At 54.9% G+C, this 25,055-nt stretch carries 21 protein-coding genes and 1 pseudogene; 7 read left to right on the top strand and 15 right to left on the bottom strand.

The window, feature by feature from the left end:
- Positions 1-129 precede the first annotated feature (129 nt).
- The gene (locus tag QMZ65_RS17555) at positions 130-2,514 is read right to left on the bottom strand and encodes a beta-N-acetylhexosaminidase (RefSeq protein ID WP_097118218.1); all 2,385 of its coding nucleotides are present in this window, start codon (positions 2,512-2,514) and stop codon (positions 130-132) included.
- A 272-nt stretch (positions 2,515-2,786) separates the two neighbouring features.
- Here QMZ65_RS17555 and nrdD point away from each other — a divergent pair, with 272 nt between their 5' ends.
- Together nrdD and nrdG are read left to right on the top strand one after the other, a co-directional pair.
- Positions 2,787-4,925 carry an anaerobic ribonucleoside-triphosphate reductase gene (gene nrdD, locus QMZ65_RS17550; RefSeq protein ID WP_058959436.1) on the top strand — a complete coding sequence of 713 codons (2,139 nt, stop codon included), beginning with the start codon at positions 2,787-2,789 and terminating at the stop codon, positions 4,923-4,925.
- Positions 4,922-5,386, top strand: a pseudogene (gene nrdG / locus QMZ65_RS17545) (anaerobic ribonucleoside-triphosphate reductase-activating protein); the annotation flags it as partial. The gene nrdD and the pseudogene nrdG, both read left to right, overlap by 4 nt.
- On the opposite strand, the gene QMZ65_RS17540 reads toward nrdG, so the two are convergent.
- Both QMZ65_RS17540 and QMZ65_RS17535 read right to left on the bottom strand, forming a co-directional pair.
- Positions 5,381-6,418 carry a permease gene (locus tag QMZ65_RS17540; protein ID WP_160833912.1) on the bottom strand — a complete coding sequence of 346 codons (1,038 nt, stop codon included), beginning with the start codon at positions 6,416-6,418 and terminating at the stop codon, positions 5,381-5,383. The pseudogene nrdG and the gene QMZ65_RS17540 overlap by 6 nt on opposite strands.
- 127 nt (positions 6,419-6,545) lie before the next feature.
- Positions 6,546-6,986, bottom strand: coding sequence for a YhbP family protein (locus QMZ65_RS17535; RefSeq protein ID WP_058959439.1), 441 nt, complete (start codon positions 6,984-6,986; stop codon positions 6,546-6,548).
- Between the two features lie 80 nt (positions 6,987-7,066).
- Here QMZ65_RS17535 and QMZ65_RS17530 point away from each other — a divergent pair, with 80 nt between their 5' ends.
- Positions 7,067-7,354, top strand: coding sequence for a GIY-YIG nuclease family protein (locus QMZ65_RS17530; protein WP_058959440.1), 288 nt, complete (start codon positions 7,067-7,069; stop codon positions 7,352-7,354).
- On the opposite strand, the gene QMZ65_RS17525 is transcribed toward QMZ65_RS17530, so the two are convergent.
- Positions 7,338-7,844 carry a GNAT family N-acetyltransferase gene (locus QMZ65_RS17525; RefSeq protein WP_034826492.1) on the bottom strand — a complete coding sequence of 169 codons (507 nt, stop codon included), beginning with the start codon at positions 7,842-7,844 and terminating at the stop codon, positions 7,338-7,340. The two genes, QMZ65_RS17530 and QMZ65_RS17525, sit on opposite strands and share 17 nt — an antisense overlap.
- A complete protein-coding gene (gene ubiT / locus QMZ65_RS17520; RefSeq protein WP_058959461.1) occupies positions 7,838-8,362 on the bottom strand; it encodes a ubiquinone anaerobic biosynthesis accessory factor UbiT in 525 nt (174 codons plus the stop codon). The genes QMZ65_RS17525 and ubiT overlap by 7 nt, the downstream gene beginning before the upstream one ends.
- 203 nt (positions 8,363-8,565) lie before the next feature.
- Between ubiT and ubiU the strand changes: the two genes are divergently transcribed.
- The 3 genes from ubiU (at position 8,566) to QMZ65_RS17505 (ending at position 11,581) form a co-directional block, all read left to right on the top strand.
- Complete coding sequence (gene ubiU, locus QMZ65_RS17515) at positions 8,566-9,561, top strand: ubiquinone anaerobic biosynthesis protein UbiU (protein ID WP_283216426.1); 996 nt, start codon at positions 8,566-8,568, stop codon at positions 9,559-9,561.
- A gap of 9 nt (positions 9,562-9,570) precedes the next feature.
- The gene (locus tag QMZ65_RS17510) at positions 9,571-10,455 is read left to right on the top strand and encodes a U32 family peptidase (protein ID WP_097118212.1); all 885 of its coding nucleotides are present in this window, start codon (positions 9,571-9,573) and stop codon (positions 10,453-10,455) included.
- 115 nt (positions 10,456-10,570) lie between these two features.
- The gene (locus tag QMZ65_RS17505) at positions 10,571-11,581 is read left to right on the top strand and encodes a luciferase-like monooxygenase (protein ID WP_034826498.1); all 1,011 of its coding nucleotides are present in this window, start codon (positions 10,571-10,573) and stop codon (positions 11,579-11,581) included.
- 3 nt (positions 11,582-11,584) lie between these two features.
- Here QMZ65_RS17505 and QMZ65_RS17500 read toward each other — a convergent pair whose 3' ends face one another.
- Entirely contained in the window at positions 11,585-12,502 is a 918-nt protein-coding gene (locus QMZ65_RS17500) for an AraC family transcriptional regulator (RefSeq protein ID WP_097118211.1), read from the bottom strand.
- A 183-nt stretch (positions 12,503-12,685) separates the two neighbouring features.
- Between QMZ65_RS17500 and QMZ65_RS17495 the strand changes: the two genes are divergently transcribed.
- The gene (locus QMZ65_RS17495; RefSeq protein ID WP_058959444.1) at positions 12,686-13,432 is read left to right on the top strand and encodes an SDR family NAD(P)-dependent oxidoreductase; all 747 of its coding nucleotides are present in this window, start codon (positions 12,686-12,688) and stop codon (positions 13,430-13,432) included.
- A 68-nt stretch (positions 13,433-13,500) separates the two neighbouring features.
- Here QMZ65_RS17495 and QMZ65_RS17490 read toward each other — a convergent pair whose 3' ends face one another.
- From QMZ65_RS17490 to nusA, 9 genes are all read right to left on the bottom strand, one after another.
- Positions 13,501-15,384 (bottom strand): DEAD/DEAH family ATP-dependent RNA helicase, encoded by a 1,884-nt coding sequence (locus QMZ65_RS17490; protein WP_097118209.1) that lies wholly within the window; start codon positions 15,382-15,384, stop codon positions 13,501-13,503.
- Positions 15,385-15,400: 16 nt separating this feature from the next.
- Complete coding sequence (gene yrbN, locus QMZ65_RS25380) at positions 15,401-15,457, bottom strand: protein YrbN (protein ID WP_100229640.1); 57 nt, start codon at positions 15,455-15,457, stop codon at positions 15,401-15,403.
- Between the two features lie 103 nt (positions 15,458-15,560).
- On the bottom strand, positions 15,561-16,445 hold the full coding sequence (nlpI, locus tag QMZ65_RS17485) for a lipoprotein NlpI (protein WP_008104288.1): 885 nt from the start codon (positions 16,443-16,445) through the stop codon (positions 15,561-15,563).
- A gap of 129 nt (positions 16,446-16,574) precedes the next feature.
- Positions 16,575-18,710, bottom strand: coding sequence for a polyribonucleotide nucleotidyltransferase (gene pnp / locus QMZ65_RS17480; protein WP_097118208.1), 2,136 nt, complete (start codon positions 18,708-18,710; stop codon positions 16,575-16,577).
- Positions 18,711-19,021: 311 nt separating this feature from the next.
- A complete protein-coding gene (rpsO, locus tag QMZ65_RS17475) occupies positions 19,022-19,291 on the bottom strand; it encodes a 30S ribosomal protein S15 (RefSeq protein WP_034826514.1) in 270 nt (89 codons plus the stop codon).
- A gap of 135 nt (positions 19,292-19,426) precedes the next feature.
- Positions 19,427-20,371, bottom strand: a complete 945-nt coding sequence (gene truB, locus QMZ65_RS17470; RefSeq protein ID WP_058959446.1) for a tRNA pseudouridine(55) synthase TruB — start codon at positions 20,369-20,371, stop codon at positions 19,427-19,429.
- Positions 20,371-20,778 (bottom strand): 30S ribosome-binding factor RbfA, encoded by a 408-nt coding sequence (rbfA, locus tag QMZ65_RS17465; protein ID WP_034826517.1) that lies wholly within the window; start codon positions 20,776-20,778, stop codon positions 20,371-20,373. The genes truB and rbfA overlap by 1 nt, the downstream gene beginning before the upstream one ends.
- A gap of 66 nt (positions 20,779-20,844) precedes the next feature.
- Positions 20,845-23,535, bottom strand: a complete 2,691-nt coding sequence (gene infB, locus QMZ65_RS17460; RefSeq protein ID WP_034826524.1) for a translation initiation factor IF-2 — start codon at positions 23,533-23,535, stop codon at positions 20,845-20,847.
- 17 nt (positions 23,536-23,552) lie between these two features.
- A complete protein-coding gene (gene nusA, locus QMZ65_RS17455; protein ID WP_034826526.1) occupies positions 23,553-25,040 on the bottom strand; it encodes a transcription termination factor NusA in 1,488 nt (495 codons plus the stop codon).
- Between the last annotated feature and the right edge of the window lie 15 nt (positions 25,041-25,055).

The raw sequence follows: 25,055 nt of genomic DNA, 5'->3' as shown, positions 1-25,055 counted from the left end.
GGCGGCGCGATGAGTGTGTTAGAACATCACCTTAGCGACATCAATGCATGGCGTGCTCTTCACCCCCGTAGCGACGTAATTCCATGGTGTGCCATCCCCTCGTAGCGGCGTAATTGATCGCGCATCCGTTTATTTAGACGACCTCAGCAGCTTCTCTAGCGGCCTGACCAGCGCCAGCACGGTTTCATCCTGCACCTCGGCAGCGGCATCCAGTTTGGCATGCATCTCGGCCACTTCGCTGGCACCGTACGCCTGATTACGCTGCATCGCATTGACCAAATCGATGCCCATGCGGCTCAGTTGCGCCACCTGCTGAACCTGCTGCTGCAGCGGCTTGAGCTGATAGCTGCTCAGAATCAGCGGCATCACCGCGTCACTGTTGTTCTGCCAGCGCTGTAACTGCTGACGAATAACGTTGGCCGCCATGCGATCCTCGCGGTTGGCGATCAGTGCATCGACTTGTTTATCCAGTAACCGCACCGGTTCGCTTTCGGCAGGCAGTACATCCGCCAGACGATTGAGCGGCTCGAAATAGTCATAGTGCCCTGCCTGGAATTTCAGGTGCTGACGCGTGTAATACTGCGCCGGTTCCAGCACCTCCGCCAGCACGCGCAGCGGCGTGATATCGCTGGTGTTGGCCAGTCGCATCATCTGCACCTCCGCCTGCTGATGCTGCTGTAATCCCACCGACACCGTGCCCCAGCGATCCACCGCGTTTAAGCGTTGGTACATGTTGTCGCTGTCGGTGACATCCTTCGCCGACCACAGACGCTCAGCCACCACAAAGGCACGCGGCCATAAACGCGTATCAATTACCCGGCTGTTGACGTTTTCCGCCCACAGCGCTGCTTCACCGCCAATCAGGTTGTTTTGCATTTGCTCAGGCGTTGGCACTGAAGGCTGAATACCGGTCGGCACCTGTGCCAGCTTGCTGCCCTCAGCGGGATAGCGCACATTGCCCACCAGCATATAACCGGTCAGTTTGTCCTGCGTCAGAGTGACCATTGGCTGAAACGGCCCCATCCAGGTATCCACGCTAAAGGTCAGCTGCGTGGGCGACAGCCAGCGAATATCACTCACCATACGCCGCGCTTTGCCGCTGAAATCAATATAGCCACGCCAGCCGTTTTTAGCTTCCACCAGAGTGAAACTGCCTTTGACCGGGCTGCCCTTCAAACGCGGCATGGTGAACTGCCAGCTCTGCGCTTGCTCGTCGGCTTGAATCTGATCCTGACCCTGGAGTCCCTGCGGCCAGGGCTCGTTGCGGTAGTGGTAGGCTGCGGTTTGCGGTTGATCGAGATAGAAACCGGTTGAGAGAATGCCACGGAAATCGTGCTTCGCCACCTCACCTAACGCATCCTGCCCCTGCCAGGACTGGATCAAAATGCTGTTCGGCAGGTCCGGATGGTAAACCTCATCCCAGCCAATCATCCGGCGCTGATGCGCTTCCAGGATCTTCTCCACTCGCTGATTGAACCACGCCTGTAATGCGTGCGTGTCCTTCAGGCCATGGTCGCGCATAAACTGCTGAATCTTCGGCGAGTCGTTCCATTGGGTCGGATCCACTTCATCGCCGCCGATATGGATATAAGGATCGGGGAAGATCGCCGTAACCTCGCCCATTAGCGTATCGATGAAGGTGAAGACCGCTTCGTTGCTGGGATCGAGCAGCGGTTTAAACACGCCCCAGCCGCGTTCCATCTGGTACGGGCCCGGCGCGCTGAGCAGTTCTGGCATCGCCACCGCGATCGCCGAGGCGTGCCCCGGCACATCAATTTCCGGCACCACGCGCACGCCGCGCTGGGTGGCATAACGCACCACATCACGCATCTGTTGCTGCGTGTAGTAAAGACCGTCGCTGGCCTTCTCCTGCAACTGCGGATAGTGGCTGGAGGCAAATCTCCAGCCCTGATCATCGGTCAGATGCCAGTGGAATACGTTCATTCGCGCTGCGGCGATACCGTCAATCTGCCGCTTCACCGTTTCAATCGGCAGGAAGTGGCGTGCCGAATCGATCAGCACCCCGCGCCACGGGAAGCGTGGTTTATCGTCAATGATGACGTAGGGGATCTGCGTTCCCGTCTCATTATTCTGAATCAACTGCAGCAGTGTCTCCATGCCGCGCATCGCACCGAAACGCGTGTTGGCTTTTAGCGTCACGCCGCCGCTGTTGACCTCAAGATGATAGCTCTCATCGCTGTCCGGTTGTGGCAAGGGATCCACTGCCTGGGCAATTTGTACCTGAATGGTGGCCTGATCGCTCGGCGCACTGGCGGGCAGCAGCGGCCAACCGGTTTGACGTGAAATGCGCGCACGCCAGCGCGCTTCAGCCCCCTCCAGATGATCGCCCGTAATATGCAGCGTGAATTGCGGTGTCAGCGTCAATGCGCCGCCGCTGGCAGGCTGCACCACTTTTTGCGGCCAGGGCATTAAAGGCAGATCAGAGGCGGGGGAGGCAACAGCGGAAAAAGTCAGGGATAAACAACAGGCGAGCAGCGTTCGTTGCAGAGGCATGTAAGGCATCCTTGTAATTAAATGACGGGCCAAAAATAGGCAAAAAAAAAATCATTAAACCTGCTTCGCATCGCAAATCAAGTTGTAAAAGTTCGAAGTTTGGTCTGCTTAAAACTTTTGAAGTTTAGTCCGCTTTACCATTGTGCGGCTTTCAATCTTCGTTATGTCTTCTTTGCGGCAGGTCAAAAACAACGCAATTAATTTCAGCCAAAACACCACATATTGCGATTACACTCTGCACAAATATCTACATATAGTTTCACGGAGAGAAAATGGCGGCGGTGGTGATTAAGCGAGACGGCTGTAAAGTGCCGTTTGAAGCGCAGCGTATTGCGCTAGCGGTTCAGGCGGCGGCGCAAGCTGCTCAGATTGATGATGCGAGTTGGTGCACACAAGTCGCAGAGCAAGTGAGCCAGCGATTGTCCGATCGCATTGAGGTCGATATCCGTGACATTCAGTGCGCAGTGGAAGAGACGCTGATGGCCGGACGCTGGCCGCAGCTAGCGCGCGCGTATATCGAATATCGCCATGACCGTGATTTAGCCCGTGAACAGCGTGGCAAACTGCATCACGCCATTCGCGGCCTGGTTGAACAAACCAATGCCGCGCTGCTCAACGAAAACGCCAACAAAGACAGCAAAGTGATCCCCACCCAGCGCGATTTGCTGGCAGGCATCGTTGCCAAACATTATGCCCAGCAGCAGCTGCTGCCGCGTGATGTGGTTCTGGCGCATGAGCGCGGTGAGATCCACTATCACGATCTCGACTATTCGCCATTTTTCCCGATGTTTAACTGCATGTTGATCGATCTTCAGGGCATGTTGAACAACGGCTTCAAGATGGGCAACGCCGAAATCGAGCCGCCAAAATCCATTGCCACCGCGACGGCGGTGACAGCACAAATTATTGCGCAGGTCGCCAGCCATATTTACGGTGGTACCACCATCAACCGCATTGATGAAGTGCTGGCGCCGTTTGTGACGCTTAGTCTGGAGAAACATCGCGCCGTGGCACAGCAGTGGCAGATCCCGGATGCGGAAGCCTATGCGCGCGTGCGCACCGAGAAAGAGTGTTATGACGCATTCCAGTCTCTCGAATATGAGGTCAACACGCTGCACACTGCCAACGGGCAGACGCCGTTTGTCACCTTTGGCTTTGGTCTCGGCACCGATTGGGCCGCGCGCCTGATTCAGCAGTCGATTCTGCGTAATCGCATCGCAGGGTTGGGGAAAAACCATAAAACTGCGGTGTTCCCGAAACTGGTGTTTGCCATCCGCGAAGGGGTGAATCGTCGTCCCGGTGATTTTAACTACGACATCAAACAGCTGGCGCTGGAGTGTGCCAGCAAGCGCATGTATCCCGACATTCTCAATTACGACAAGGTGGTGGAAGTCACCGGTTCGTTCAAAACCCCGATGGGCTGCCGCAGCTTCCTCGGCGTGTATGAGGAAAACGGTAAGCAGATTCACGAAGGGCGAAACAATATTGGGGTCATAAGCCTGAACCTGCCGCGCATTGCACTGGAAGCCAAAGGCAATGAAGCTCATTTCTGGCTGCTGCTGGATGAACGGCTTGAACTGGCTAAACGGGCATTGATGACGCGCATCGCCCGGCTGGAGAAAACCAAAGCACGCGTAGCGCCGATTCTCTACATGGAGGGCGCGTGTGGCGTACGTTTGAACGCTGATGACGAAGTCGGCGCGATTTTCCGCAACGGCCGTGCTTCGATCTCGCTCGGCTACATCGGCCTGCATGAAACGCTGAACGCGCTGAGCGGCAATGAAGTCCATCCGTATGATGCGCAGCACCTGCGGGAAAAAGGTGTGGCGATTGTGCAGCGACTGCGTGCTGCTGTGGATGCGTGGAAAGACGAGACCGGCTACGGTTTTAGCCTGTACAGCACGCCAAGCGAGAATCTCTGCGATCGCTTCTGCCGGCTCGATGCCGCCGAATTTGGTGTGGTGCCGGGCGTCACCGACAAAGGCTACTACACCAACAGCTTCCACCTCGACGTCGAAAAGAAAGTAAATCCCTACGACAAGATCGATTTTGAAGCGCCCTATCCCGCCATCGCCAATGGCGGCTTCATCTGTTACGGCGAATACCCCAATATTCAGCACAACCTCAAGGCACTGGAGGATGTGTGGGATTACAGCTATCACCGCGTGCCCTATTACGGCACCAATACGCCCATCGATGAGTGCTACGAATGCGGCTTTACGGGTGAATTCAGTTGCACCAGCAAAGGCTTTACCTGTCCGTGCTGTGGTAACCACGATCCGGCACGGGTTTCCGTCACGCGCCGTGTTTGTGGCTATCTGGGCAGCCCCGATGCGCGCCCCTTTAATGCCGGCAAGCAGGAAGAAGTACAGCGTCGCGTTAAACATCTGGATACCGGACAGTTAGGATGATGCGTATTCATCGCTATTACGCCGTCGATATCGTCAACGGGCCGGGCACGCGCTGCACGCTGTTTGTTGCCGGGTGCGAGCATCAGTGTCGCGGCTGCTACAACCAAAGTACCTGGCGCCTCGATTCCGGTGATCCCTTCACGCTGGAGATGGAAGAGCAGCTGATTGCCGATCTCAAGGATCAGCGCATTCCGCGCCAGGGGTTGTCGCTCAGCGGCGGCGATCCCCTGCATCCGCACAATGTGCCGCACATCCGTCGTCTGGTGAAACGCGTGCGGCGTGAATGCCCGGACAAAGATATCTGGCTGTGGACCGGCTATGAGATGGCGGAACTGAGCGCGGCACAGCGTGAAGTGGTGGATGAAATTGATGTGCTGATCGACGGGCGGTTTGTGGAAGCGGAGAAAGATGCGCGGCTGCTATGGCGCGGCAGCCGCAATCAGAAGATCTGGTATTTACGTCAGCCACAGGGCGATCGTACCGAGGATCATACCGCTCAGCGCCACGCCAATCAGCGCGATCCACAGCGCGCGCGCCGGGAAGGCACGGTGCAGCATCAGTAGCGATGGCACACTCACGGCGGGTAAGGTTACCAGCAGCGCCAGCGCAGGCGCGATCCCCATGCCCGCCAGCATCATGGTCTGTACAATGGGAATTTCTGCAGCGGTGGGAATGACAAACAAACAGCCCGCTATCGCCATCAGCATCACCCAAAACAGCGTGTTGCCCACTGCGCCATCGGCATGCGGGAACAGCCAGACTCGCGCAGCACCCAATAACAGCACGGCAACGATATACAGCGGGATGGTGTTCCAGAACAGCCGCCACATCACGCGCAGCCAGCGAGTCAGAAACGGCTGCTCGCTGTCGGCAGCCATCACCATGGGCGCGGCAATGGTTTGTTCTGGCACGCTACGCTGCACCAGCGATGCAATGCCTGGCACCATGATCACGCCCGCCACCAGCCGAATCGCCGCGAAGTGCCAACCCAGCACAAATCCCATAAAGATTAGCGTGGCGGGATTTAATAGCGGATTGGCCAGCCAAAAGGCCATCGCCGCCCCGCTGGATACCTGCGACTGACGCAAACCCGCCGCCACCGGCGCGGCACAACAGGTGCACATCATCCCCGGCAAGCCTAAACCGGTGCCGATCAGCGTCGATCCAAACCGCGAGTTGCCCATCAGGCGCAGCAGCCAGTTGCGTGGGATCAGCACCTGTACCAGCGATCCCAAAATCACACCCAGCACTGCGGCTTTCCAGACGGCGAGGAAGTAAACCATCGCGTAATCCAGCGCCGCGCGCCACGGTGAATCCGCGGCATTCGCCAAAATGGATATGCCGATTGAATGGGTTTCAGCCGCTGTGAAGGCTTTGCCGTAATAGGGCTGCCATTTGACGTACCACAGGCCAATGACGACGACGGCGAGGAACAGCAAGGGTTTCCACCATGCGAAGCGCGCCGCTGGTGCAGAAGATGCAAGTTGGGTCATAGCAGATTCCGTATTCTACAGAATAACGAATGCCGCACCGGGAAGTGAGGCGGTTAATCCATAGTGTTATTCAGGTTATTGGAATCTGCTACGCAAAGTTAGCGTAAGTTTGATCGGGCGCGGAAAATTAACTTTCGCCGGTTTTATCGCGCTGCCAAAGGATTTTTTTGCCGAAGCCCAGCGCGTTGTCAGTCATCTTCAGCTCATCCAACATAATCTCCCACAAGGGTGCCTGAACCTTGCGGGCAATCGGATAACGTTTCTGGTAGGCATGCCGCGCCTGCGCTTCACGCTCTCCAGTAAGCTGCTGAATACGGCCACTGTACTGCACGCCTTTGATTAGCAACACGGTTTTCGGCTGGCCGTTAACCGTCCCCGCCACGCGCGGATTAGCTTGCATAAGGGTGCCGTGTCGCGTATCGGGTTCGGTCATCAACCAAAACGCCATTCGTGTTTCATCCAGCACGTAAAAGCAGTTGGCACACCACAGATCGTCGCCATGACTGGCGCACAATGACAGGGCACGCTGTTTTTTAAGAAAACGAATAAGATGAGAATGGTCAGACACAATGCAACTCCATGGGGCAGATAGCGAGGCTAGCCTAAGCGCGCTACACTGCCCAACAGCCATTGAACAGGAAAAGTCATATGCAACAGGGCTGGCAGCTCTATATGCTGCAAACCGCCGCCGGGATGCTTTATACAGGCATTACCACAGATGTTCATCGCCGCCTGCAGCAGCATCAATCCGGGAAAGGTGCGCGCGCATTGCGTGGCAAAGGTCCGCTGACGCTGGTGTTTAATTGCGATGCAGGCGACCGATCAGCCGCTTCTCGTCTGGAGTATCAGGTGAAGCAACTCAGCCGCACGCAAAAGCTGCTGCTGGTATCGCAGCAGCCTTCATGCCTAAATGCGTGGTTTAATCGAAACGATTAAAAGGTTCGGAGAAAGCGATTAATCCTTCTGCGCCCGTAAATGCATCATCCGCTAATTTATACACCTGAAATGCCGCTTCACTGCCCAGCCAGCGACAGTGCAAGCCGTGACGTGCCGCCGGTTCGAAGCCCAACGGGTTGTAGAATTCGGGATCGCCCAATACCACCACCGCGCTGTAGCTGAACTCGTTCAGAGAATCGAGCCCTTCATACACCAGCTGTTTGGCAATGCCCTGCTTGCGCACGGATTCATCCACCGCCAGAGGCGCCAGCGCCACCCAATTGCGGTCTTCACCTTGTAAGGTCACCGGGCTAAAGGCGGCATAACCTAATACCTGCCCTTCATCATCCGTGGCCACTACACCTAGCGTTAATAAACCATCTTCACGCAGCTGCTGCACCAGTTCAGCCTCGGCGGAGGTCGCAAAACTACGCTTCAATAAGCTGTCGATGCCCGCCGCATCCACACCAATTTCAGTACGAATCAACATGAGATCCCCGCGCGCGCCTCAGCGGCCTCCGCGTCCTGTTTCATTCCTGCCTCAACAAAGGCAGCCAGCTGCTGCAACCCCGTGCGCAAAGACGTGGGCATGGCCTCCAGTTCAATGGCATCCATCAAATTCTTCACCTCCAAACCCAGCTCCGTGTCGCCCTCAATCACCAGACGGCGTTGGAAGAACAACATATCGGGGTCTGCTTTGCGTGCTGCCACCAGCAACAAGTCGTTGGCTTCACCGCGGAACCAGACATCTGCCTCGGCGTCGCGTGAAACGGTCAGGCGTCCATTCTGCAAGGTGGTGATCCAGCGCAGATTCACATCTGCAATCTCAATCCCAAGAAAGCGCCCTTCCAGAAAGTCTAACTCACCTTCAGACAAAGCATGACGAAATTGCCAGTTTAAGAGTTGTTGCAAAACCACTTTTTTTACAGGGAATGGGGTGAATGAAATAGGTAAGGCAAGGAATTCTGGGCCTTTTTTCACCATCAGGCCGCGTAAGCGCGAAAACATCATCAACAATCCCTTCAGAAAATTTTACCTATATTGCCACATCCAGGCGCCCTCGCCTCCACTGAGATCAAGGAAATTGCGGAAGAATTGATTAAATAATCTTCACTCTGCATGCTGACTGACGCTTTCACTGCCTTAAATCAACATTCACGCCTGTCGCCTTCCCTACACTTTAACGCTTCGGAATTCGGGGGAGGAAATGTATGGAACTGCTGTGTCCAGCGGGGAATTTACCTGCGCTGAAATCGGCGGTGGAGCATGGCGCCGATGCAGTGTATGTCGGTTTGAAAGATGACACCAATGCCCGCCACTTTGCTGGCCTTAATTTTACTGACAAGAAGCTGGCAGAAGCGGCGCGCTTCCTGCACCAGCATCGCCGCAAGCTGCACGTGGCCATCAATACCTTTGCCCATCCTGATGGGATGAATCGCTGGCAAACGGCCATTGATGTGGCGGCGCAGAACGGCGCAGATGCCTTGATTCTCGCCGATATCGCTACGCTGGAGTATGCCGCGCAGCGTTATCCGCAGGTGGAACGCCACCTTTCCGTGCAAGCTTCGGCGACAAATTTGCAGGCCATCCACTTTTACCATCGCCATTTCGATCTCAGCCGCGTGGTGTTGCCGCGCGTACTGTCGATGCATCAGGTTAAACAGCTGGCGCGTGAAACACCGGTGCCGCTGGAAGTCTTTGCCTTTGGCAGCCTGTGCATTATGGCGGAAGGCCGTTGCTATCTCTCCTCCTGGCTGACGGGGGAATCACCCAACAGTGCGGGTGCCTGCTCGCCGGCAAAATTCGTGCGCTGGCAGCAAACGCCGCTGGGGATGGAATCACGCCTGAATGAAGTGCTGATTGATCGTTACAGCGCCGATGAGAGCGCCGGTTATCCCACGCTGTGTAAAGGGCGCTATGAAGTGGATGACCAGCGCTATCACGTGCTGGAAGAACCCACCAGCCTGAATACCTTATCGCTGTTGCCGGAGTTGCTTCGCGCCAATATTGCTTCGGTAAAAATTGAAGGCCGCCAGCGCAGTCCGGCTTATGTGGCGCAAGTAGCAAAAGTGTGGCGCCAGGCGATTGATCGCTGCATGGCCTCGCCCGAGCAATTCGAGGTGCAGGAACCCTGGATGCGCGCGTTGGGCGAACTTTCTGAAGGTAGCCAGACCACGCTCGGTGCCTATCACCGCAGCTGGCAGTGAGGAGATGCTATGAAATATGCCATCGGGCCGGTGCTGTGGTACTGGCCAACGGAAACGCTGGAACGCTTTTATCAGCAGGCTGCCGTCAGCTCTGCTGACATCATCTACCTCGGCGAAGCGGTATGCAGTAAACGTCGTGCAACCTCATTCCAGCAATGGATGGAATTAGCACGCCACCTGGCACAACACCGTAAACAGGTCGTGCTCAGCACGCTGGCGCTGTTGCAGTCGCCTTCGGAAGTCAAAGAGCTGCGGCGCTATGTGGAGAACGGTGAGTTTTTGCTGGAAGCCAACGACATCGGCACCGTTAACATGGCAGCCGAACGTAAGCTGCCGTTTGTCGCCGGGCCAACGCTTAACGTCTACAACGCGCAAACGCTACAGTTGCTGCTCAAAGAGGGTATGACGCGCTGGTGTTTACCGGTCGAGATGTCGCGCGACTGGCTGATTCAACTGTTGCAGCAGTGCGATGCCGCAGGCCTGCGCGACAAGTTCGAAGTGGAGGTATTGGGCTATGGCCATCTGCCGCTGGCGCTGTCGGCACGCTGCTTTACCGCCCGTTCCGAAAATCGCGCCAAAGATGACTGTCAAACTTGCTGTATTCACTATCCCACTGGTCGCCGCGTGCTGTCACAGGAGGGCCAACAGGTGTTTGTGTTGAATGGCATCCAGACCATGAGCGGCTACTGTTATAACCTTGGTAACGATTTGGCCGGCATGCATAACTGGATCGACATCGTACGCCTCTCGCCGCAGGATGAAACCACGCTAACAGAGGTTGCTCGCTTCCGTGCGAACGAAGCCGGTGAAGCGCCGCTGATGATGGCGCGCGGCAGTGAATGCAATGGTTACTGGCGTCGTTTAGCGGGTATGGCGCTTGAAGGCGGACGGTAAAGGCACATTCCGGCTATATTCCTGCTGTTAATAGCAGTTTTAATATGGGTAATGATGCGTAATACTGACTGGCGCAGGTCTGATAACACCTGCGCCATCATTATCTGGAGTGCCCATGTCTGAGAAAAAAAACGTTCGCCTGTCCGTGCTGGATCTTGCACCTATCCCGCAAGGTTCTGCTGCGCGCGAAGCTTTCCACAATTCGCTGGCGCTGGCGCGTCAATCTGAAGCCCTTGGTTTCCATCGTTACTGGCTCGCTGAGCACCACAACATGACCGGTATCGCCAGTGCGGCAACCTCCGTGTTGATTGGCTATCTGGCCGCGAATACCGAAACTCTGCGCCTCGGATCTGGCGGTATTATGCTGCCCAACCACGCACCGCTGGTGATCGCTGAACAGTTTGGTACGCTCGAATCCTTATACCCTGGCCGTATTGATTTAGGGCTGGGCCGTGCGCCAGGTTCTGACCAGCGCACCATGCTCGCACTGCGCCGCCATCTCTCCAGCGCCCAGGCGGACAGCTTCCCGGAAGATGTAGCAGAACTGATTCGTTGGTTTGATGCCGAAGAGGGTGAGCATCCTCCGGTACAACCGGTACCGGGTTTAGGCTTAAAGATTCCAGTCTGGTTATTGGGTTCCAGCCTCTACAGCGCACAACTGGCTGCACAGCTCGGCTTGCCGTTCGCCTTTGCTTCCCACTTTGCACCGGACCTGTTGTTCCAGGCTTTGCATCTCTATCGTGAGAAATTCAAGCCTTCTGCGCGTCTGGCGAAACCTTATGCCATGGTGTGCGTCAACGTGGTCGCGGCGGATAGCGAGCGCGATGCGCGCTTCCTGTTTACCTCGATGCAGCAGCAGTTTATTAATCTGCGCCGGGGCAAACCGGGCCCGCTGCCAGCTCCTGTCGAAAACATGGATAACCTCTGGTCACCATCAGAGCAGTATGGTGTGCAGCAGGCGTTGAGCATGTCGATTGTCGGTGACAGCGATAAAGTGCGTCAGGGGCTGGCTGCGCTGATGCGCGAAACGCAGGCCGATGAAATCATGGTTAATGGCCAGATTTTCGACCCGCAAGCCCGTCTGCGTTCCTTCGCACTGGCGATGGAAGCGGCACGCTCGCTGTAACGTTTACTGCTGTGGGGTCAATCCTTCTGGCCCCACAGCCACCATACGCACATCACGAGCCGGCGATTGCCCGTAAAAACGGCTGTATTCACGGCTAAACTGCGAAGCGCTCTGATACCCCACGCGATACCCTGCGGTTCCCGCATCTAACTTATCAATCAACATCAAACGCCGCGCTTCGTTAAGACGTAACTGCTTTTGATACTGCATTGGTGTCATGGCCGTGACCGATTTGAAATGATGGTGCAGCGACGAAATACTCATGCCCACGCTACTGGCCAGTTGATCCATCTTGAGCGGCTGATGAAAGTTTTCACGTAGCCAGCGTGCCGCGCGCGCCACTTTGTTGCCCGGCCGCTCCGTCAACGCCATGTTGAGGATGCGAGGTCCTTCCGGCCCGGTAAGGAGTCGATAGAAAATCTCTTGCTCAATTAACGGTGCCAGCGCTGGAATATCCTGAGGTTGATCCAACAGCTCAATCAGGCGGATCACCGCATCGACTAACGGCGGGGCCACTTTGTGCACAGTGATACCACGTTCGTTGGTCACCGCTGCGCCGATCTGCTGCAACGGGAAATGTTCGAGGTAGTGCATCAGGCGCGTTTCGTTGATGGTGATCCCGACGCCCAGATTCGGTTTTTCCTCCGTGGCCTGTACCACGCAGGATTGCACCGGCATATCCAGCGTCACCAGTAGCAGATCGCCCGGCCCGTAATGCATCACGTCTTCACCCATGCGCAATGCCTTTTGCCCTTGCGCCACCAGTGCAAAGCTGGCCCAGGTCGCAATATGCGACAGGCTCGTGGGTTTGGAGCTTCGGCCAAATGAGAGAAAATCGATGGGGCTGAAGTGACGGCCATCTTCCGGGGTATGGCGCGCAATCATCGCCACCAACTGCTGCCACTGTTCCTGATGAATCATGCGTTGCGCACTCCGCGATGAGAAATCACTGTGTATCTATTCTCGCTTTTCCCCGATGCGGCGCCTAGTCCTTGAGCCACACTTTTGCAGGATCGTGCAAAAAGCTTGCAGGATTGCGCTACCGCAAAATTGTATGGACAGCGCATGCTTACCCTTCCCCGAATTCTCAGGTGGAGAGACACAATGAAAGCACTTGAAGGCAAAATTGCGCTGGTAACGGGCGCGTCGAAAGGCATTGGCGCCGCCATTGCTATGACTTTCGCGGCGGCCGGTGCTCGGGTCGTGGTTAACTATCGACAGGATGAAGCGGGCGCGGCAGATGTGGTCACTGACATCTGCGAGCTGGGCAGCGACGCCATCGCCGTTCAGGCCGATATCTCACGCGAGGCCGATGTGCAGCGTCTGTTCGCGCGCAGCATCGAGCAGTTTGGCGCGCCGGATATCGTGGTCAATAATGCTGGCATCTTCCATCACGGTGACTTTGCCGAGCTCAGCCTTAGCGAAATGCAGCAGCAACTCAATGTGAACCTGTTAGGTACAGTGTTAGTGTGCCAGCAGGCGGCAAAACACTTCCCTGCGCGGGGTGGATCGATCATTAACCTGAGTGCGCTTCACAGTAAGCAGAGCACGCCTGGCTCAGTGCTGTGGGCCGCGACCAAAGGCGCAATCGATACCTTAACGCAAGGTCTGGCGCGTGAGCTTGGGCCGCGTAATATCCGCGTTAATGCGTTAGCACCGGGCATTATCCTGACTGAAGGCTTGCTGGCCGCGAAGAAGATGAATCCAGATGTTAAGGCGAAACTGATCGCCGCGACGCCGCTAGGCCGATTTGGTCTGCCAGAAGATGTGGCACAGGTTGCCCTGTTTCTGGCATCAGAAGAGTCAGCCTACGTGAGTGGAGAGCGGGTGTTGATTGCCGGCGGCGTGTAACGTTTAATTTACGAGCATAAAAAAAGGGACGCCGCGGCGTCCCTTTTTACTATTTAGCGTTTTATCGCTTACGCGTCACGACGACGTGGTGCAGAAGCACCTTCTGGACGTGGGCCACGACCGCCTTCACGGTTGAAGCGTCCGCCTTCACGGCCACCTTCACGACGTTCAGAGAAGCGACGTGGTGCACCTTCGCCACGCGGAGCGCCATTACCACGACGCTCGCCATCACGACCGCCTGGACGACGTTCACTACGCTCGAACGCAGGAGCATCACCCATCAACTGCATGTTCATCGGCTTGTTCAGGATGCGCGTGCGAGTGAAGTGCTGCAGAACTTCGCCCGGCATACCTTTAGGCAGCTCGATGGTTGAGTGCGTACCAAACAGCTTGATGTTACCGATGTAACGGCTGCTGATGTCGCCTTCGTTAGCAATCGCGCCCACGATATGGCGAACTTCAACACCATCATCACGGCCCACTTCAATGCGGTACAGCTGCATTTCGCCAACGTCACGACGTTCGCGACGTGGAGCGCCATCACGGTCACCGCGGCTTTCGCGTGGACCACGTGAGTCACGTGAATCGCGACGATCATCGCGGTCGCGGAACTCACGACGTGGTGGGCGTGGTGCTTCTGGTGGCAGAATCAGTGGACGTTCGCCCTGTGCCATTTTCAGCAGTGCTGCGGCCAGTGTTTCGAGATCCAGATCTTCGCCCGGCTGCATTTTGCTCAGCAGTGCACGGTACATATCCAGATCGCTGCTTTCCAGCTGCAGCTGTACTTTGGCGGCGAATTTAGCCAGACGGCGCTCGCTCAGCAGTTCTGCATTTGGCAGTTCAACTTCTGGAATAGTCAACTTCATGGTGCGTTCGATGTTACGCAGCAGACGACGCTCGCGGTTCTCAACGAACAGCAGCGCACGACCCGCACGACCCGCACGACCGGTACGACCGATACGGTGAACGTAAGACTCAGCATCCATTGGGATGTCATAGTTAACAACCAGGCTGATACGCTCAACGTCCAGACCACGTGCTGCAACGTCGGTCGCGATCAGGATATCCAGACGACCATCTTTCAGGCGCTCCAGTGTCTGCTCACGCAGAGCCTGGTTCATGTCACCGTTCAGTGCTGCGCTGTTATAGCCGCTGCGCTCCAGCGCTTCAGCCACTTCCAGCGTAGCGTTTTTGGTACGCACGAAGATAATGGCAGCATCAAAGTCTTCCGCTTCCAGGAAACGCACCAGCGCGTCAGTTTTACGGCCATAAGCGGTCCAGTAAGACTGAGAAATGTCAGGACGCGTGGTCAGGCTTGACTGAATGCGCACTTCCTGTGGATCTTTCATGAAGCGTTTGGTGATACGACGAATCGCTTCTGGCATGGTCGCTGAGAACAGCGCGGTCTGATGACCGTCTGGGATCTGCGCCATGATGGTTTCAACGTCTTCGATGAAGCCCATACGCAGCATTTCATCAGCTTCGTCCAGCACCAGGCCGCGCAGGTTAGACAGATCTAACGTGCCGCGTTTCAGGTGATCCAGCAGACGACCAGGCGTACCTACGACAACCTGTGGTCCCTGGCGCAGTGCGCGCAGCTGAACGTCATAACGCTGGCCGCCGTACAGGGCAACCACGTTCACGCCACGCATGTGTTTAGAGAATTCCGTCATCGCTTCAGCAACCTGAACAGCCAGTTCACGGGTTGGAGCCAGCACCAGGATCTGTGGTGCGCGGACGGATGGATCAATGTTGTTCAGTAACGGCAGGGAGAATGCCGCTGTTTTACCACTCCCGGTCTGCGCCATACCCAGCACATCACGGCCCGCCAGCAGGTGAGGAATACACTCAGCCTGGATTGGGGATGGCTTTTCGTAGCCCATACCGTTCAGTGATTCGAGGATGTCAGCGTTCAGGCCAAGGTCAGAAAAAGTGGTTTGAATATCAGTCATGTAGTACACGTGCCTCTTAGATTGCGGCGGCCAGTCTACATAACTCGTCGTGAAAATTTTCAGTCATTTTCATCAAAAAGTGTGAACCGGCTCAAATTAGAAGTTTTGACGAACAGAAAAGCCCTCACCTCGAAGATGATGACTTTACAAGTATTCAGGCAATAAAAGTTCGTCAGCTATTGCTGGTCAGATTCTGATAAATCGTCTTGTGTCTGGCCGAGTTGCGCCAGTTCCAACAATGCGTATCGGTGCTCAACAAAGTTGTTAACATTGTTAGCGACCGCCAGTTTGAACAACGCTTTCGCGTCGTCCTTCTCCCCCAGACTTAGGTAGTACTTACCTAAATAGAAGTTGGTTTCACTGAGATGTTCAGCGAGCGAGGTGTTATCCGTTGCGTCCGCCTTGAGACGTTCCATCAGCGTTTTTTCACTGATGTCGCCAAGGTAGAACTCGACAATATTCCATCCCCATTGGTCCCGGACCGCTTTGTCATGTCGCTGTCTCAGCGTGACTTTGGCCTTGTCGGCATCCATATCGCTTTCAACGAGATAGAGCCAAAGGCTGCGGAAAGGATCGTTAGGATCGTCTTGATAAAACGCCAGCAGATCATCTTGCGCTAACTTGTATCGACCGCCGTAATAGAGGGCGATACCACGGTTTAAATGCGCATAATTGTAAGTTGGATCAAGCTCAAGTACAGAATCAAACGCTTCATAGGCAGCATCAAAATTGCCTGCCTGCGTTAAGTATATACCGAGGTAGTTAAACACCTCAGGCATATCCGGTCTTATAGACAGCGCTTGCGAGAAATCGTTCCGCGCTAATGCCCTCAGACCCAAACTATCATACAACACTCCGCGCTCATATAATAGCTGTGCGCGTTCATCATCGGTCAGGGCACGACTGGCAAGAATTTGTTCCATTCGCGCCAGGATCACCTCTTGCTGCAGTGTGGGCTGCAAAGGTACTGCCAAAACTTCGTTCTTACGCCAATTGGAGTTGCTGCATCCTGCCAGCGTGATAGCTGTCGCAACAAAACACCAGCGCAAAAAAGGCTTCATTTCCCACTCCCGAATACAAACATTGGGATAACCATCCTGTCATCCGCCTGCTGTGCACAAGGATTCCCGCCCTCGCGATGATCCAAATACCTCTCCCCAAATTGCAGGGAGAGGCCAATCAGTAAACGCTTACTCGGCGTCAGATGCATTCGTTGCAGCAGGGGTTTCTTCCGCTGGTTTCTGCTCTGTCGCTTCTTTGATGCTCAGGCGTACGCGGCCCTGACGGTCCACTTCCATCACTTTCACTGGAACTTCCTGACCCATCTGCAGATAGTCGGTCACTTTCTCAACACGCTTATCAGCGATCTGAGAGATATGGACCAGACCTTCTTTACCGCCGCCGATTGCCACGAAGGCACCGAAATCAACGATACGCGTCACTTTACCAGAGTAGATACGACCCACTTCGATTTCAGCGGTGATCTCTTCGATACGACGAATCGCTTCCTTCGCTTTGTTGCCGTCGGTTGCTGCGATTTTCACGGTGCCATCATCTTCGATTTCGATGGTGGTGCCGGTTTCTTCGGTCAGCGCACGGATAACAGAACCGCCTTTACCGATAACATCTTTGATCTTGTCAGAGCTGATCTTGATGGTATAGATACGTGGTGCGAACTCAGAGATTTCCTGACGTGGGGTGCTGATGGCCTGCTCCATCACGCTCAGGATGTGCAGACGCGCGCCCTTAGCCTGATTCAGTGCAACCTGCATGATCTCACGGGTGATACCTTCAATTTTGATATCCATCTGCAGTGCAGTGATACCGTCGCGGCTACCCGCTACTTTGAAGTCCATATCGCCGAGGTGATCTTCATCGCCCAGGATGTCAGACAGAACCACGAAGTTTTCGTCTTCTTTAACCAGACCCATCGCAATACCGGCTACGGCTGCTTTGATCGGTACGCCTGCGTCCATCAGTGCCAGAGAAGCACCACACACAGAAGCCATTGAAGAAGAACCGTTAGATTCGGTGATTTCTGACACCACACGGACGGTGTACGGGAACTCTTCCTGCTTCGGCATCACTGCCAGCACGCCACGCTTCGCCAGACGGCCGTGACCAATTTCACGACGCTTCGGTGAGCCAACCATGCCGGTTTCGCCCACTGAGTATGGAGGGAAGTTATAGTGGAACAGGAAGCTATCAGTACGCTCGCCCATCAGCTCATCCAGGTTCTGCGCATCACGGGCGGTACCCAGTGTTGCGGTAACCAGTGCCTGCGTTTCACCACGGGTGAACAGAGAAGAACCGTGAGTACGTGGCAGCACGCCAGTACGTACATCCAGACCACGGATCATATCTTTTTCGCGGCCATCGATACGTGGCTCACCACGGATGATACGGCTACGCACGACGCTCTTCTCGAGATCGTGAACGATGTCAGCGATTTCGCCAGCATCCAGCGTTTCGTCTTCAGCCTGAAGGGCAGCGATAGTCGCGTCTTTAACTGCGCCAACCTGAGTGTAACGCTCTTGCTTATCAGTGATGCGGTAAGCATCAGCAATACCGGCTTCTGCCAGTGCAGCAACACGTGCAATCAGTGCATCGTTCGCTGGCTCTGGCTGCCAGTCCCAACGTGGTTTGCCTGCTTCAGCAACCAGTGCGTTGATGTTTTCGATAACAACCTGCTGCTGATCGTGGCCGAACACCACCGCGCCCAGCATCTGGTCTTCTGTCAGTACTTCTGCTTCAGATTCAACCATCAGAACCGCGTTCTGAGTACCTGCAACCACCAGGTCCAGACGTGAAGTTTTGATTTCATCAGCGGTTGGGTTCAGAACGTACTGGTCATTGATATAACCCACACGTGCTGCACCGATTGGGCCGTTGAATGGCAGGCCTGACAGCGCCAGCGCGGCAGATGCGCCGATCATCGCAACAATGTCCGGGTTAACCTGTGGGTTAACAGACACAACGGTCGCAATAACCTGCACTTCGTTGATGAAACCTTCCGGGAACAGTGGACGCACTGGACGGTCAATCAGACGAGAAATCAGGGTTTCGCCTTCGCTTGGACGGCCTTCACGACGGAAGAAGCTACCCGGGATACGACCAGCAGCGTAAGTACGCTCCTGATAGTTAACCGTCAGCGGGAAGAAATCCTGACCTGGTTTGGTTTTTTTCTGGCCAACAACAGTCACGAATACCGCGGTGTCGTCCATGCTCGCCATAACTGCTGCAGTGGCCTGGCGCGCCATCATGCCGGTTTCCAGCGTGACGGTATGCTGACCATATTGGAATTTGCGTACGATCGGGTTCAGCAAAATTTAAGTCCTTAAATACGAGGGGCAGAGCACTTTTGAGCTCGCCGGGGTTTACCGATCTTTAGTTGCATCCTCGCGACTAATGACAATCTTCAACCGCTCATGCGGTAAAGCCTCTCATTAGCCGCGCGAAACGCTGCAAGCAAAGATCACTCTCAGCAACAATACATGAGTTTGGTACGGAATGCTGCGGATTGCTCGAAAAAAGGGGCCATAAAGGCCCCCTTTTCGCGAAACTCGCACAAATCTGATCGTCAGATGCGCTTTTCTGCATAGTGCATGTGCTACATCGTTGATCAAATTCTTCAGACTTAGCGACGCAGACCCAGGGTTTCGATCAGGCTGGTGTAACGTGCAACGTCTTTACGCTTCAGGTAGTCCAGCAGCTTACGACGCTGAGATACCATGCGCAGCAGACCGCGACGGCTGTGGTGGTCTTTTTTGTGCTCAGAGAAGTGACCCTGCAGGTGGTTAATCTGAGCAGTCAGCAGAGCAACCTGAACTTCAGTTGAACCGCTGTCGTTAGCACCACGACCGAATTTAGCAACGATCTCTGCTTTAGCTTCTACGCTTAGAGACATAATAAACTCCGAAATAATAAATGAATGGTTGGGTGCCGATCTCTAATTCAGCAGCCCGCTTTAAAAGCCGCGCTATTCTACTCTTCGCCTGATTGCAACGCAAATGCGCCGTTAGCTCAAACGTGAATGTGTTGATTAGGCGGGAAACTCGACCACCAGACGACGCGGCGCCACGCGTCCATCCTCAGCGATTTCTGCCATGCCGATAAATTTATGTTCTTCACCTTCGGTAACACGCACCAATCCCTGTTCAGGCGCATTCGCCACCTGCACCGGCATCCCCTGTTTGAAATAAGCGGCGACAGAGGGCAGCAAATTGACGATCGGGAACTCCTCCGCAGGGCTATCCATTGGCAGCAGCAGTGCATCCAGTGCACGGTAGTCTGGCGTTTCTGCTGCGTTGGCTTCAGCCGCCATCGCCTGCAACTGCTCAAAGGTGATCATGCGATCAATCGGATACTTTGCCACCTGCAAACGACGCAACATAATCACATGTGCGCCGCAGCCGAGCTTCTCGCCGAGGTCATCGATGATGGTGCGAATATAGGTGCCCTTGGAAACGTGAATTTCCAGCTCCAGCTCATCCCCTTCCCAGCGAATAAACTGCAGTTCAAACACGGTGATCGGTCGTGCTTCACGCGGTACGGTAATGCCTTCACGCGCGTATTCATACAGCTTGCGGCCCTGGTACTTCAACGCAGAGAACATGGTGGGTACTTGTAAGGTGTCACCACGGAAGCTCTCCAGCGCCGCATCAAGCTGGGCTTGATTGAAGGTCACCGGGCGCGTTTCGACGATATTGCCATCAGCGTCTGAGGTATCGGTACGCTCGCCGAGGCGGGCAATAACGCGATAGCGTTTATCGGAATCGAGCAGGAACTGCGAGAACTTCGTCGCTTCACCGAGGCAGATCGGCAGCATGCCTGTTGCCAGGGGATCAAGCGCACCCGTGTGACCCGCTTTGTTAGCATGGAACAGACGCTTCACTTTCTGCAGCACATCGTTCGAGGATGCGCCCTGATGCTTATCCAGCAAAAACACACCGTGGACGTCGCGACCGCGACGACGAGGACGACTCATTAGTCCTCCTTGTCATCTTCCGCCGGGCTTTCGCCACGACGCTCAACGTCACTTTTGATCACGTTGCTGACCAGGTTAGACATGCGCATGCCTTCGATCAGCGAGTTGTCATAGAAGAAGGTCAGTTCAGGTACGATACGCAGACGCATCGCTTTCCCCACCAGAATACGGATATAACCTGAGGCTTCTTTCAGCGCCTTCAGACCATTTTTTACCGCATCTTCATCCTGGTCATTCAAAAAGGTCACGAAGACTTTGGCATACGCCAGGTCGCGCGACACTTCTACGCCGGATACCGTTACCATCATGCCGAGGCGCGGGTCTTTAATTTCACGTTGCAGGATAATTGCGATTTCTTTCTGCAGTTCCTGAGATACGCGCTGTGGGCGGCCAAATTCTTTTGCCATTTTTTCTTTCTCCCAAATAATTCGGGAGGCCAGAGGCCTCCCAAATTGCAACACATCAAGTGATGATCAATCGATGGTGCGTTTAATTTCAATCACTTCAAAGACTTCGATCATGTCACCAACGCGAACGTCGTTGTAGTTCTTCACGCCGATACCACACTCCATGCCGTTACGCACTTCGTTGACATCGTCTTTAAAGCGACGCAGAGATTCCAGCTCGCCTTCGTAAATCACCACGTTGTCGCGCAGTACGCGAATCGGGTTGTGACGTTTGATGTTGCCTTCGGTGACCATACAGCCAGCAATGGCGCCAAATTTCGGTGACTTGAACACGTCACGCACTTCGGCCAGACCAATGATCTGCTGTTTGAATTCCGGTGCCAGCATGCCGCTCATGGCTGCTTTTACTTCGTCAATCAGATTATAGATAACGGAGTAGTAGCGCAGGTCCACGTTTTCAGCGTCAATCACGCGACGCGCAGAAGCGTCAGCACGGACGTTAAAGCCGAGAATGATGGCGTTGGAAGCCGCTGCCAGGGTCGCGTCGGTTTCGGTGATACCACCCACGCCCGAACCGATAATCTTCACCTTCACTTCGTCGGTGGAGAGTTTCAGCAGCGAGTCGGAGATCGCTTCCACCGAACCCTGTACGTCGGACTTCAGCACGATGTTCAGCTCGGACACTTCGCCTTCGGTCATGTTGGCGAACATGTTCTCCAACTTCGACTTCTGCTGACGCGCCAGTTTCACTTCGCGGAATTTGCCCTGACGATACAGTGCAACTTCACGTGCTTTCTTCTCATCACGCACAACAGTCGCTTCATCACCCGCTGCTGGCACACCAGACAGACCGAGGATTTCCACTGGAATGGATGGACCCGCTTCCAGCACTTCACGACCCAGTTCGTCACGCATCGCACGGACACGGCCGTATTCGAAGCCGCACAGTACGATATCGCCTTTGTTCAGCGTACCTTCACGCACCAGCACGGTCGCAACCGGGCCACGACCTTTGTCGAGGAAGGATTCGATGACCACGCCGCTCGCCATACCTTCACGAATGGCGGTCAGTTCCAGAACTTCAGCCTGCAGCAGAATCGCATTCAGCAGGTCATCAATACCGGTACCCGCTTTCGCAGAGACGTTAACGAACATGTTTTCACCGCCCCACTCTTCCGGAATGATTCCGTACTGGGTCAGTTCATTCTTCACGCGATCCGGGTCTGCTTCTGGCTTATCAATCTTGTTCACTGCAACCACAACCGGCACTTTGGCCGCTTTGGCGTGCTGGATGGCTTCGATAGTCTGTGGCATCACGCCGTCATCGGCAGCAACCACCAGAATTACGATATCCGTTGCCTGCGCACCACGTGCACGCATCGCGGTAAACGCGGCGTGGCCCGGGGTATCCAGGAAGGTTACCATACCGTTGTCAGTTTCAACGTGGTAAGCACCGATATGCTGTGTAATACCGCCAGCCTCGCCTGAAGCGACTTTGGTTGAGCGGATATAGTCCAGCAGCGAGGTTTTACCATGGTCAACGTGACCCATGATAGTGACCACCGGAGCGCGTGACTCCTGCGCTGCATCGGTATCACGATCGTCCATCACCGCTTCTTCCAGTTCGTTCTCGCGGCGCAGGATCACTTTGTGACCCATTTCTTCCGCAACCAACTGGGCTGTTTCCTGGTCGATGACTTGGTTAATGGTCGCCATTGCGCCCATTTTCATCATCGCTTTGATAACCAGTGAACCTTTCACCGCCATTTTGTTTGCCAGCTCGGCAACAGTAATGGTTTCGCCGATGATCACATCACGGTTAACAGCCTGAACGGGTTTGTTGAAGCCCTGCTGCAGTGCGCTTGGCTTACGGTTTTTACCACCTTTACCACCACGGAACTGCGCACGCGCTTCTTCGCGATCAGTTTTCGCTTCAGAATGCTTGTTGCCTTTTTTGGCTGGGCGCGCTGCTTTGGTGGTACGCGCACGTCCACGTCCGCCTTCTACTTCGCGGTCGTTTTCGTCTTCAGCCTGACGGGCATGAGTGGAAGTGGTGACATGGTAGTCGCCTTTGTCTTCTTCCTCTGGTTTTTCCCATTCAGCTGATTTCTCTTCAGCCAGGCGGCGGGCTTCTTCTGCCACACGGCGAGCGTCTTCTTCCAGCTTACGGCGTGCTTCTTCCTCCGCTTTGCGTTTCAGATCAGCCGCTTCGGCTTCACGACGCGCCTTATCAGACTGCGCAGCCTTGGTTACTTCATCGGTAGGTTGATTAGTCACTTTCTCATTTTCCGCTGCTTCACGCTTGGCCTTTTCAGCGGCTTCGCGCTTGGCTTTATCTTCGGCTTCACGTTGCGCTTTTTGTTCAGCTTCGCGACGGGCTTGTTCTTCTGCCTCGCGACGCGCCTGCTCTTCCGCTTCACGCTGCGCCTCGGCTTCAGCTTCTGCCTGAGCTTGCTCAGACTCAGCATCACCTTTCACGTATGTGCGTTTTTTGCGGACTTCGATTTGCACCGACTTACTTTTACCCCCGGTGACGGGAATATTCAAGGTGCTGCGCGTTTTGCGCTGTAATGTCAGTTTACTTGAACCGGTCTGACCGTGCTCACGATTCAAATGGGACAGTAAGGTTTCTTTCTCTTGCTGGGACACCGCATCGTTTTCAGACTTGCGGATCCCTGCGTCAGCAAATTGCTGTACCAGGCGATCGACCGGAGTCTGAATTTCGGCGGCCAGCGATTTTACGGTTACATCTGTCATGCTGTTCCTTCCTGTTATTACGCGTCATCGCCGAACCAGCAGATATTACGTGCAGCCATAATCAGCGCACCGGCCTTCTCATCATCCAGCCCTTCAATATCTGTCAGATCGTCAACACCTTGCTCAGCGAGATCTTCCAGCGTGCAAACGCCTTTGGACGCCAGGCGATACGCCAGCGCACGATCCAGGCCCTCAAGATTCAGAAGATCCTCAGCGGGCTCCTGATTACCAAGGCTCTCTTCTTTCGCTAATGCCAGGGTGGTCAACGCATTTTTTGCTCGTTCACGCAGGGCTTCAATGGTCTCTTCGTCGAGGCCGTCGATTTCCAGCAACTCGTTGATTGGCACATAAGCCAATTCTTCCAGCGAAGAGAAGCCCTCTTCCACCAGTACGGTGGCGAACTCTTCGTCGATGTCGAGATGTTTAGTGAACATATCGATCGCTGCGTGGGCTTCAGCCTGATGCTTAGCCTGCAGATCATCGACGGTCATCACGTTCAGTTCCCAACCGCTCAGTTGGGAAGCCAGACGCACGTTTTGGCCGTTACGGCCGATCGCCTGAGCCAGATTACCGGCTTCAACAGCGATATCCATGGTGTGATTGTCTTCATCCACCACAATTGACGCCACATCGGCTGGCGCCATGGCGTTAATGACGAATTGTGCCGGGTTATCGTCCCACAGCACGATATCAATACGCTCGCCACCCAGCTCGCTTGATACAGCCTGGACACGCGCACCGCGCATACCCACACAAGCACCGACCGGATCAATACGTTTATCGTTGGTTTTCACCGCGATTTTAGCGCGTGAACCTGGATCGCGCGCTGCCGCTTTGATCTCGATAACTTCTTCACCGATTTCTGGCACCTCAATGCGGAACAGTTCGATCAGCATTTCTGGCTTAGAACGGGTGACGAACAGCTGTGCACCACGCGCTTCCGGACGAACAGCGTACAACACGCCGCGAATACGGTCGCCTGGGCGGAAGTTTTCACGTGGCAGCATATCTTCGCGTCCGATCACGGCTTCAGCATTGCTGCCCAGATCGAGTGAGATGCTGTCGCGGTTTACTTTCTTCACCACGCCGGTGATGATTTCACCTTCGTGTTGACGGAACTGATCAACCACCATCGCGCGTTCAGCCTCACGGACTTTCTGCACGATAACCTGTTTAGCGGTTTGGGTGGTGATACGGTCGAAGGTGACAGATTCGATCTGATCTTCAACGTATTCGCCCAGATTGAACGCTTCGTCTTCAAAGCGGGCCGCATCCAGCGTAATTTCACGAGTCGGCTGTGTTACTTCTTCCACAATTTGCCAGCGACGGAAAGTATCGAAATCACCGCTGCGACGGTCAATGCTGACGCGCACTTCGATCTCTTGCTCATACTTCTTTTTAGTCGCAGTGGCCAAAGCGCTCTCAAGCGCTTCGAAGATTTTCTCACGTGGCAGGGCTTTTTCGTTAGAAACGGCTTCTACTACAGCTAAGATCTCTTTGTTCATCCTGGTTAGCCTCAA

The organism is Pantoea sp. EABMAA-21, from assembly GCF_030053335.1.
In the GTDB taxonomy this organism is placed as follows: Bacteria; Pseudomonadota; Gammaproteobacteria; order Enterobacterales; family Enterobacteriaceae; genus Pantoea; species Pantoea communis.
This window is presented reverse-complemented; position numbering and strand designations above follow the sequence as displayed.

Excerpts from the sequence above, each read along its gene's own strand:
- ubiT (WP_058959461.1), bottom strand. The coding sequence starts at position 8,362 with ATGTTTTCGCGCTTACGCGGCCTGATGGTGAAAAAAGGCCCAGAATTC.
- rbfA (WP_034826517.1), bottom strand. The coding sequence starts at position 20,778 with ATGGCAAAAGAATTTGGCCGCCCACAGCGCGTATCTCAGGAACTGCAG.
- infB (WP_034826524.1), bottom strand. The coding sequence starts at position 23,535 with ATGACAGATGTAACCGTAAAATCGCTGGCCGCCGAAATTCAGACTCCG.
- nrdD (WP_058959436.1), top strand. The coding sequence starts at position 2,787 with ATGGCGGCGGTGGTGATTAAGCGAGACGGCTGTAAAGTGCCGTTTGAA.
- ubiU (WP_283216426.1), top strand. The coding sequence starts at position 8,566 with ATGGAACTGCTGTGTCCAGCGGGGAATTTACCTGCGCTGAAATCGGCG.
- rpsO (WP_034826514.1), bottom strand. The coding sequence starts at position 19,291 with ATGTCTCTAAGCGTAGAAGCTAAAGCAGAGATCGTTGCTAAATTCGGT.
- nusA (WP_034826526.1), bottom strand. The coding sequence starts at position 25,040 with ATGAACAAAGAGATCTTAGCTGTAGTAGAAGCCGTTTCTAACGAAAAA.
- QMZ65_RS17540 (WP_160833912.1), bottom strand. The coding sequence starts at position 6,418 with ATGACCCAACTTGCATCTTCTGCACCAGCGGCGCGCTTCGCATGGTGG.
- QMZ65_RS17510 (WP_097118212.1), top strand. The coding sequence starts at position 9,571 with ATGAAATATGCCATCGGGCCGGTGCTGTGGTACTGGCCAACGGAAACG.
- QMZ65_RS17530 (WP_058959440.1), top strand. The coding sequence starts at position 7,067 with ATGCAACAGGGCTGGCAGCTCTATATGCTGCAAACCGCCGCCGGGATG.
- QMZ65_RS17555 (WP_097118218.1), bottom strand. The coding sequence starts at position 2,514 with ATGCCTCTGCAACGAACGCTGCTCGCCTGTTGTTTATCCCTGACTTTT.
- QMZ65_RS17500 (WP_097118211.1), bottom strand. The coding sequence starts at position 12,502 with ATGATTCATCAGGAACAGTGGCAGCAGTTGGTGGCGATGATTGCGCGC.
- nlpI (WP_008104288.1), bottom strand. The coding sequence starts at position 16,445 with ATGAAGCCTTTTTTGCGCTGGTGTTTTGTTGCGACAGCTATCACGCTG.
- QMZ65_RS17495 (WP_058959444.1), top strand. The coding sequence starts at position 12,686 with ATGAAAGCACTTGAAGGCAAAATTGCGCTGGTAACGGGCGCGTCGAAA.
- QMZ65_RS17505 (WP_034826498.1), top strand. The coding sequence starts at position 10,571 with ATGTCTGAGAAAAAAAACGTTCGCCTGTCCGTGCTGGATCTTGCACCT.
- QMZ65_RS17490 (WP_097118209.1), bottom strand. The coding sequence starts at position 15,384 with ATGACTGATATTCAAACCACTTTTTCTGACCTTGGCCTGAACGCTGAC.
- QMZ65_RS17525 (WP_034826492.1), bottom strand. The coding sequence starts at position 7,844 with ATGTTGATTCGTACTGAAATTGGTGTGGATGCGGCGGGCATCGACAGC.
- truB (WP_058959446.1), bottom strand. The coding sequence starts at position 20,371 with ATGAGTCGTCCTCGTCGTCGCGGTCGCGACGTCCACGGTGTGTTTTTG.